This is a genomic window from Daejeonella sp. (genome assembly GCF_036405355.1).
GTDB lineage: Bacteria > Bacteroidota > Bacteroidia > Sphingobacteriales > Sphingobacteriaceae > Daejeonella.
On sequence record NZ_DASWXT010000114.1, the window covers coordinates 1 to 7,880 of the forward strand.

The window sequence follows — 7,880 nt, forward strand, 5'->3', positions numbered from 1 at the left end:
TGATGACTGCTTTTGGAGATATCGCTTACATCAAGTATGCTAACGTTCAGGGTCAATTTAACCCTAGGGTAAATACTTACATTGTAGGTGATTTTACAAGTCCTGGTGGTGATACTGTTGAAGGTAGCAAGTGGGCTGGTAAATTTATCGATCATCTGAAAAACACTTCAGATCCACGTTTACCTGTTATCTCTGTTGTTTGGGTACCATCGGGTGGTTCATATACTCCAAATAATACTCCTGCCGCTCAGCGTGGAATGGTTAATGGAAGTATCAATACCCGGCCTACTGATTTTGATACCTACTCTGAACCATCTCTGCTTTACCTTGACAGAGGTTCTCCTATCATTACGATGGGCCCTGCTGAAGCTTATTTAATTATTGCTGAAGCTGCTGCAAGAGGATGGAGTGTTGGATCAACTGCTCAGGCTGCTTATGAGAATGGTGTTCGTGCGGCAATGGCACAATGGGCATTATGGCCAACTGTTGCTCCTCATTCCGGTGTGATTTCTAGTGCTCAGGTTGATGCTTATCTTGTAGCAAACCCATATCCTGTAGCAGGTACATTCGCTCAGCAACTGGAGGCAATTTCAACTCAGAAATGGGTATCATTGCTTGGAAATGATTATGAAGTTTATTCAAACTGGAGACGTACCAAATATCCTGTATTTAATTATGCGAATTGGGATAATGGTTCCGGACAGAAAGTATCATATCCTGGAAATGTTACCGCTGGTAAAATGTGGAGAAGATTCTCTTTGCCAGTTGAAGAGCGCAATGTAAACCCTGATAATTATTTTGAAGCAATCAAGCGTCAGAATTATTCTGAGGAGACTGTTGACCTTCTTCAAGGCAGAATGTGGTGGGATGTTGGTCCTGGTACCGGTCAAAGTAACTAATACGTTATAAAGCTGAAGCAATATGAAAAGAAGTGTTCATTTTGTATATTAGCTATATGATCAATAAAAGGAGATCGAAAGGTCTCCTTTTATTGTTTAAGAATAAATCAATAAAAACAAAAACAATACTATGAAACGTAGAGAACTTATTAAATACCTGTCTGTAGCCCCGATTGCAGGAGCTGCTGTTGGCACAGGTGTTCCGCTGCAATCTTTGGCCGCTCCGGCTGCAGCTGCTGCCAAACGTGATGTGATTAAAGAACTGGGTTTACGAACCTTTATTAATGCTGCTGGTACTTATACGACCATGACTGCCTCATTGATGCATCATGAAGTTATTGATACCATTGAATCTGCTTCTAAACACTTCGTGATGATTAACGAGGTTCAGGATAAAGTTGGGGAGAAAATTGCTGCAATGTGTCATGCTGAATCGGCTATGGTTACTGCAGGCTGCTGGTCGGCCCTTGTTTTGGGAACTGCCGGTATCTTAACCAGAATGGATAGAAAGAAAGTGTCTTTATTGCCTGATCTTTCAACGTTCGACCGTTCTGAAGTTATCGTTCAGAAAACTCATAATGTTGGTTATGTTCACGCTTTGACCAATACAGGTATCAAGGTAGTTGAGGTTGAAACTGCCGAAGAAATGGAAAGAGCCATCACCGGTAAAACGGCTATGATGTGGTTCCTGAATTCCAGTGGTCCTATGGGTAAGATTAAACATGAAGAATTTGTTGCCATCGGTAAAAAGCACAATATTCCTACCATGATTGACATGGCTGCAGATGTACCTCCTGTTGAAAATCTTTGGAAGTACAATGATCTGGGTTTTGATCTGGTTTGTGTTTCTGGAGGTAAAGCTATATGCGGCCCTCAGAGCGCAGGAATTTTGATGGGTAAGAAGGATCTGATTGCTGCTGCACGCCTTAATGCACCACCTAATGGCGGCAATATCGGTCGTGGTATGAAGGTAAACAAAGAAGAAATACTGGGAATGTATGTTGCTCTCGACAAATACATTAATACAGATCATGTAGCAGAGTGGAAAATGTGGGAAGATCGGGTTGCGGTAATTGTAAATGCTGCAAAAAAAGTCGACGGAGTTAGTGCTGATGTTTTTGTTCCTCCTGTAGCAAATCACACTCCTGCAATTAAAATATCCTGGGATCAGAATAAAGTAAAGATCACACCAAGGCAATTATTGAAAAATCTTCAGGATGGAAGCCCGTCAGTTGAAGTGATGACCAGTCAGGATGCTATCAATATTACAGTATTTATGCTGAAGAATGGAGAAGATAAACTTGTTGCTAAACGGGTTCAGCAGGAGCTTGCCAAAGCGGCGATGAGTTAAATGGGCTTGAGGGGTTAGGGATTAGGCGTTAGGTATTAGTATTGAGCAATCAGATTTAAGAATTGCTCATTGTAATCTCTATTCCCTAAAACCTATTCCCTAATACCTCTAACCAAAATTTACCAATACACAATACAAATTATGAAAAGAATATCCTTTCTGCTTCTTTCCGGCTTTATTATGTTTGCTGTATTTGCTCAGGCACAAACAAAAACTTACAGCATCCTGATCAAAGGGGGGCATGTAATTGATGCAAAGAATAATATAAACGAATTGATGGACGTGGCTATCCAAAACGGAAAAATAGCCGCAGTTGCTAAAAATATTGATCCTTCACTTGCAGCACAGATTGTGGATGCAAAGGGGATGTACGTTACACCCGGTTTGATTGACCTGCATGCCCATGTTTTTGCAGGCACAGATGATCGGGGATTAAGTGGTGGATTTTCTGCCCTTGCACCCGATCCTTACACATTCAGGTCGGGTGTAACAACGGTTGTTGATTGTGGAGGCGCAGGCTGGCAATCATTTGACAGATTTAAGAAAAATATCATAGACCGTTCAAGAACAAGAGTTTTATCCTTTCTGAATATCGTCGGTGATGGTATGAGAGGCAATCCTTATGAACAGGATATTAATGATATGGATGCTAAGAAGGCCGCTGATAAAGCTTTAGCAAATAAAGATATTGTGGTTGGATTCAAACTTGCTCACTTTGCTGCTGCAAGCTGGGTTCCGGTAGAACGTGTAGTTGAGGCAGGTAAACTGGCAGATATGCCGGTAATTATTGATTTTGGTGGTGATAATACGCATGCTCCTTTGTCTATCGAAAAATTGTTTACTCAATATCTTCGTCCTGGAGATATTTACACTCATGTTTATACTGAGTTGGTTCAAAGAGATCCTGTTGTAGATCTAAAAACCCGTCAGCTAAAGCCATTTTTAATTCCTGCCCAAAAAAGAGGGATTATTTTTGACGTCGGTTTTGGTGGAGGAAGTTTCAACTTCAATCAGGCTATTCCTTCAATTAAGGCTGGGTTTTTGCCCAATACGATGGGGACAGACCTTCATACCGGGAGTATGAATGGTGCAATGAAAGATCAACTGAATGTACTCTCGATTTTCCTTTCCATGGGAATGGATATTCAGGGGGTGATTTCCCGTAGTACCTGGGCGCCTGCACAAGCTATTAAGAGACCAGAACTCGGCAACCTTTCCGTTGGATCCGGGGCGGATGTAGCAATCTTAACAGTACGTAACGGAAATTTCGCTTTTAGAGATATCGCTGGCAACAGAAATGAAGGTAAACAACGGTTTGAGTGTGAAATGACTATTCGTAACGGAAGAATTGTTTACGATCTGAATGCCATAGCCAGTACTTCGGCGCAAAGCAAATAAATAATAGGCTAAAAAATCAGTTTATTGATTTTTATTTAAAGATTTTAGAAATAATGCAATGAAGAAATTCCCAATTTTAGTTGTGGTTCTGCTTTTCCTGGCAACATTTACAAATGCTCAGAGTAAACTATATAATACCCTAATCAAGGGTGGCAGAGTGATTGACGCAAAGAACAATATTAATGCCCTGATGGATGTCGCCATTAAAGACGGTAAGATTGCTAAAGTAGCACAGAATATCGATGCTGCTCAAGCTGAACAGGTCGTAAATGCGAAAGGGATGTATGTTACTCCCGGTCTTATCGATGTCCATGCACACGTTTTCTGGGGTACCCAGCCAAACAGTTATTTAAGTAATGGTGATGTGGGTGTAACAGCAGATGGATTTAGCTTTCGTTCAGGTGTAACCACTATGGTAGACTGTGGAGGTCCGGGATATAAATCATTTGACACCTTTAAAAAGAATATCATTGATAAATCTCAAACCAGAATTTTAGCATTCCTGAATATTGTAGGAGAGGGTATGAGAGGTGGTGATTACGAGCAGGATGTTAGTGATATGGATGTCAATCTTGCCGCAAAAGCTGCTTTAGATAATAAAGAACATGTAGTTGGATTTAAGCTTGCACATTTTACTAACCCGGATTGGACGCCTGTTGAACGCATAGTTGCCGCTGGTAAATTAGCTAATATGCCGGTAATTATTGATTTTGGAGGGGGGAAACTGCCAATTGAAGATCTCTTTTTTAAATACCTGAGACCGGGGGATATATATACTCACGTGTTCACCGAACTGGAAAGAAGGGATCCTATAGTCGATCTTCAGACCAGACAATTAAGGCCTTTTGTTATCCCTGCTCAAAAGAGAGGAATTATTTTTGACGTTGGTTTTGGTGGCGGAAGTTTCAACTTCAATCAGGCTATTCCGGCAATTAAAGCTGGCTTTTTGCCTGATCTGATGGGTACCGACCTCCATACTGGGAGTATGAATGGTTCTATGAAGGATCAGTTGAATGTCTTGTCAATACACCTTGCAATGGGTATGAATCTGCAATCTGTAATTGAACGTAGTACCTGGAGGCCTGCTCAGGCAATCAAACGCACAGAATTAGGTCATCTTTCGGAGGGAGCTATAGCAGATATTGTTGTTCTGAGCCTCCGTCAGGGTAAGTTTGGATTCAGGGATATTGCAATGAACAGGCAGGAAGGAACTCAAAAACTGGAGTGTGAAATGACAATTAAGGGTGGCAAGATTATGTATGATCTCAATGCAATTGCATCCCCCATTGCAAAGTAATAATCCAGGGTATTTAGATTCCTAATTTTTATTATGTCAAGACTGTTTTTTCTTTGTTTTTTGGCTCTCTCTGTTCCAGGATTCGATGCTTATTCTCAAGGTGTAGTCTCCAAAAAGAGAATTTATGGTATTGTTATTAAAGGCGGTCATGTGATTGACCCTAAAAATAACATTAATGAGGTGATGGATATTGCAACTGAAATTGCTCCTCCATCAATTAAAGGTCAGCCTGTTGCTGAACCTAAAATTGCACTCGTAGCCAAAAATATTGACACAGCCTTAGCCCTTCAGGTAGTAAATGCTAAGGGAATGTACGTTAGTCCCGGTCTTATTGATATCCATACCCATGTTTTTTACGGCCATTCAAAAAGTGACTATCTGAGTAATGGTTCGGTTGCTGTAATTCCTGATAGTTATACATTCAGAACTGGTGTAACTACTGTAGTTGATGCCGGTGGTGCAGGATGGAAATCCTTTCAGACCTTTAAGAAGAATATTATCGACATCTCAGCTACTCGGGTACTTTCAATGCTCAATATTGTTGGCGAAGGAATGCGTGGTGGAGAATATGAACAGAACATAGGTGATATGGATTCTGAAAAGACCGCTGCTGCAGCATTAGAAAACAAGGAATATGTGGTAGGTTTTAAGCTTGCCCATTTTGGTAAGGCCGACTGGACTCCGGTTGAGCGGCTCACTAAGGCTGGTAAAATTGCTGATATGCCTGTTATGGTTGATTTTGGCAGTGGAAATCAATCTTTGGAAGAACTCTTTTTTAAGTATCTCCGCCCCGGCGATATCTACACACATTCTTTCTGCTATGTTCCCGGAGTAAGAGAGCCCATTATTGATACTGAAACTAAATTAGTCAAACCATTCGTGCGTAAAGCTCAGCAGAACGGATTAATTTTTGATATCGGCTTTGGTAGTGGTAGTTTTGATTATAGAACAGCTATTCCGGCGATGAAACAAGGGTTTTATCCCAATACTCTGGGCACAGATCTGCATGCATCCAGTATTAATGGCGCTATGAAAGATCAAATGAATGTTTTTTCTGTTTTTTTAGCGTTGAGAATGGATATTCCATCTATTATAAAAGCAGCAACATGGACACCTGCTCTTACCATAAAGAGACCTGAGCTTGGAAATCTATCTAAGGGTGCTGTTGCTGACATTACAGTAATCAGTATGCGTGAGGGAGATTTTGGCTTCAAGGATATTGTTGGAAACAGGCAGGAAGGTAAGCGCAGATTCGAATGTCAGTTGACAATAAAAGGGGGGCGGGTTGTTTATGATCTGAATGCAATTTCTTCAAAACCACATTTACAATAATTGCATTTGATAGGATATCTGTCAGTTTAACTAATTGATATTCATTTTGTTATAAATGTTATTTCTATTTTAAATTATTGGGTTTCATATGTCCTGTTTAAAGCTAATCTGTCTTTTTGTATTTCTGAATCTAAGCTTTGAAGCTCAGAACACTTATGCCCAGAAAAGACCAAATATTTTGTTGATCATGACTGATGATCAGGGTGTCGGGGACATTGGCTTACACAATAATGATGTCCTTAAAACCCCGAATATGGATGCTATTGCTAAGCAAGGCGCTGAATTCAAACAATTTATTGTCAATTTCAATTGCTCACCAACGCGTGCAAGTATGCTCACAGGACGTGATAATTACAGGACAGGAGTGGTGGGAGTAACCGAGACATCTCATTTGATGAAATCCTCTGAAGTTACGATTGCAAGGTTGCTGTCTGAGGCAGGATATAGTACCGGAATTTTTGGCAAATGGCATCTGGGTGACAGTTATCCTATGAGACCATCAGACAAAGGATTTCAGGAAACCCTTATTCACAAGGGTGGAGGAATAGGCCAGGCCTCTGATCCTCCTGGAAATTCCTATTTCAATCCAATTCTCGAACATAATAATGTGAAGAAAGTATTTGAGGGCTATTGCGATGATATTTTTGCTGATGCAACCCTCAGTTTTATAGATAAGAACAGGGACAAACCTTTCTTTGCTTTTTATGCCACTAACCTCCCGCATTTTCCTCTAACTGTTAGCGATAAATGGGCCGATCCATTTCGCAAAATGGGTCTTCATGAATTGAATGCCCGTACTTATGGTATGGTTGCCAATGTTGATGCAAATATTGGCCGCTTACTGGCTAAACTTAAAGAGCTTGGAATTGAGGATAACACCATTGTTATCTTTATGTCTGATAATGGTCCAAGGACCAAAAGGACTAAAAATGATCTCTATCCCGATCGGTATAACATGAATCTTAGAGGAACTAAAACAAGTGTCTATGATAATGGTATTCGTGCTCCATTCTTTATTAAATGGCCAGCTAGAATTCCGCAGGGCATAAAATTCACCAATCTTGCTGCTCATATAGATGTAATGCCAACACTACTGGAAGCGTGTAATATTCCAGTACCTAAAGGTCTGAAACTTGACGGAGTATCTCTGATGCCCTTATTAATTGGGAAGGTAAAAGCACTTCCTGAACGTGAAATTTTCATTCAGGGACATGCTGGTTCTGAGCCATTCAAATACTTCCATTTTACGGTTCGCGGACAGCGATATAAACTAATTTCTCCAACTGATGATCCTTATGGTGATATCAGCCGTCCTACTGAGGCAGATGTAAAGAAAATGATCGCGAATCTTGAGTTATATGACATAGAAAAAGATTCCAGTGAAATCAATAATATTGCCAGACAACATCCTGAGATAGTTAAAAGTATGCTGACAAAGTATGAGAACTGGTTTGATCAGGCAATTAAGGATCGTGGTCCGGACTGGCCTCAGCGGATTTATTTAGGAACTCTATTTCAAAAGAATGTGCAGTTATCCCGCTTCGATTGGGGAGGTCCCGGAGCTTATGTTAATCAGACCGATAAATGTGGTTATTGGGAAGTT

Annotated in this window: 6 protein-coding genes; all 6 read left to right on the top strand. The window is 40.6% G+C overall.

Annotated elements, in window-relative coordinates; all coding sequences use genetic code 11:
- The coding region (locus VGE44_RS13765; RefSeq protein ID WP_331080069.1) for a SusD/RagB family nutrient-binding outer membrane lipoprotein at positions 1 to 899 on the top strand (899 nt) is incomplete at its 5' end.
- A 130-nt stretch (positions 900 to 1,029) separates the two neighbouring features.
- On the top strand, positions 1,030 to 2,250 hold the full coding sequence (locus VGE44_RS13770) for an aminotransferase class V-fold PLP-dependent enzyme (RefSeq protein ID WP_331080072.1): 1,221 nt from the start codon (positions 1,030 to 1,032) through the stop codon (positions 2,248 to 2,250).
- Positions 2,251 to 2,391: 141 nt separating this feature from the next.
- Positions 2,392 to 3,648 carry an amidohydrolase/deacetylase family metallohydrolase gene (locus tag VGE44_RS13775; protein ID WP_331080074.1) on the top strand — a complete coding sequence of 419 codons (1,257 nt, stop codon included), beginning with the start codon at positions 2,392 to 2,394 and terminating at the stop codon, positions 3,646 to 3,648.
- A 58-nt stretch (positions 3,649 to 3,706) separates the two neighbouring features.
- Positions 3,707 to 4,945: an amidohydrolase/deacetylase family metallohydrolase gene (locus tag VGE44_RS13780; RefSeq protein WP_331080077.1), complete on the top strand. Its 1,239-nt coding sequence runs from the start codon at positions 3,707 to 3,709 to the stop codon at positions 4,943 to 4,945.
- 33 nt (positions 4,946 to 4,978) lie between these two features.
- Positions 4,979 to 6,277 carry an amidohydrolase/deacetylase family metallohydrolase gene (locus tag VGE44_RS13785; protein WP_331080080.1) on the top strand — a complete coding sequence of 433 codons (1,299 nt, stop codon included), beginning with the start codon at positions 4,979 to 4,981 and terminating at the stop codon, positions 6,275 to 6,277.
- Positions 6,278 to 6,365: 88 nt separating this feature from the next.
- Positions 6,366 to 7,880 (top strand): arylsulfatase (locus tag VGE44_RS13790; protein ID WP_331080082.1); only part of this gene is annotated, 1,515 nt, incomplete at its 3' end.